At 69.9% G+C, this 1,820-nt stretch carries 3 protein-coding genes; 2 read left to right on the forward strand and 1 reads right to left on the reverse strand.

Features of this window, described 5'->3' with window-relative positions; translation table 11 throughout:
• Positions 1–324 (forward strand): ComEA family DNA-binding protein (locus WBV89_RS16655; RefSeq protein ID WP_423982466.1); only part of this gene is annotated, 324 nt, incomplete at its 5' end.
• A 21-nt stretch (positions 325–345) separates the two neighbouring features.
• On the opposite strand, the gene WBV89_RS16660 is transcribed toward WBV89_RS16655, so the two are convergent.
• Complete coding sequence (locus WBV89_RS16660; protein ID WP_423982467.1) at positions 346–780, reverse strand: hypothetical protein; 435 nt, start codon at positions 778–780, stop codon at positions 346–348.
• Between WBV89_RS16660 and WBV89_RS16665 the strand changes: the two genes are divergently transcribed.
• A partial coding sequence (locus WBV89_RS16665) for a ComEC/Rec2 family competence protein (protein WP_423982468.1) occupies positions 779–1,820 on the forward strand: 1,042 nt, incomplete at its 3' end. The genes WBV89_RS16660 and WBV89_RS16665 overlap by 2 nt on opposite strands.

Genomic DNA, 1,820 nt, shown 5'->3' on the forward strand with positions numbered 1-1,820 from the left:
GATCCGAGTCGGCTCAACCTCGCAGCACCGGTCGTCGACGGCGAGCGGGTCTACGTGCCCGAACGGGGCGAGGAGTTGCCGTTGCCCGTGTCTCCGGTCGCCGACGCGTCGGGAGCGGGTTCCACGCCGGTGGGGCCGGTCGACGTCAATCGCGCCTCGGCGGACGAGTTGCAGCGCCTGCCAGGGGTCGGCCCGGCGACCGCGGCGGCGATCATCACCGATCGCGATCTCAACGGTCCGTTCGCAGCGTTCGAGGATCTCGAACGTGTGCCCGGGATCGGTCCGGCGAAGCTCGCCGCCCTCACCGGACTGGTCGTCACGTGAAGCGGGTCACGGAGGACGGGGCTACGTCCAGTCGACGACGCCGCTCCCGATCCGGATCGTCGCCACGATCAGCGCGATCGCGATGCCGCCCCAGATGCCGAGGAGCATCGCCGAGAAGTGTCGCCAGTAGTCGACCCAGGTCGCCATCGGATTGCGCGTGGCTCGACGCGATGCGACGAACCCCACGATCAGCCACATCACCGCCGACGCGAGGGCCGCGACGGGGTAGAGGTTGCGCTCCCCGAACGGCGCACCGACCACGAGGAGGAGTGGAGCGGCGAGGTACCCACCGATCAACCCGAACGCGCCGCTCCACGAGGCGTCGGAGAATCGGAGCGCGAGAAACGCGAGCGCCCCGAGCGCTCCGGGGATCATGAGCGCCGCGAAGGGACCGCGGGAACGAATTCGATCGTGGAACCAGCGAGGTCCTTCGATGACCGTGTATTCGGTGCTCATGTCTCTCGACGGCACGCGGGTGGAGGGAGCTGAAACCGGCACGCGAGATGAACGATACGCCAACGGCGAGGGACTTCGGGGTCATCCCGCGCGGACGGAGACCGTGTGGGCCCCTGGCACCCGGTGGGTGGTCGCTGCTACCGGCGTGGTGGTCCTCGCCGTGTGGACGCGAGATCCGGTCGTGGTGGCCGTGGGGAGTGTCGTGGTCGGGGGGACCATGCGCTCGTGGGCGCTCGGTCTGATGCTCCTGCTGCTCGCTGTGGCGGGTGTGGTGCGCAGCGATCAGGCGTGGGCGTCGTTGACACCCGATGAGGTCGGCGACTACGCAGGGTGGGCGCGTGTCGTCGACGATCCGCAACCGTATTCCGGTGCCACGCGGGTGATCCTCGAGGTCGAGGGACAGCGCTTCGAGTTCTGGTCGCGCGGGCGCGCTCAGCAGCAGCGTGTCCGTGAGTGGCGGGGCGGTGAGTGGGTCGCCGTGAGCGGTGAGCGGACGGGCCTCGACCCCCAGCGTGCGCACCGGGTGGCCTGGCAGCACGTCGTCGGTGCGTTCGATCTGGAGTGGGCGAGCGACGTGGATGCGGGCGACGCCATCGCGCGCGCCTCGAACCGGGTGCGATCGTCGATCGAACGAGCATCCGAACGCCTCCCGGCGGCCGACGGTGCGCTCTTCCGGGGCTTGGTCGTCGGAGATGATCGGGATCAACCGCCCGAGATGATCGAACGATTCCGGGCGAGCGGGCTGTCCCATCTGACCGCGGTGTCGGGGCAGAACGTGAGCTTCCTCCTCGCCGCTGCGGGGCCGCTGCTCTGCCGCCTCCGACCGTGGATGCGGTGGGCGGTGACGGTCGGGCTGATCGCCTGGTTCATGGCGCTCACCCGCTACGAACCGTCGATCGTCCGGGCGGGCGCGATGGCCGCTCTGTCGGCCACCGCATTCGTGCTCGGTCGGGAGCGCCCACCGGTGCGCATCCTCGCCGTCGCGGTGACCGGGCTCGTGCTGATCGATCCGCTGCTGGTGTGGTCGGTCGGCTTCTGGC

This window comes from Ilumatobacter sp., from assembly GCF_049588435.1.
In the GTDB taxonomy this organism is placed as follows: Bacteria; Actinomycetota; Acidimicrobiia; order Acidimicrobiales; family Ilumatobacteraceae; genus Ilumatobacter_A.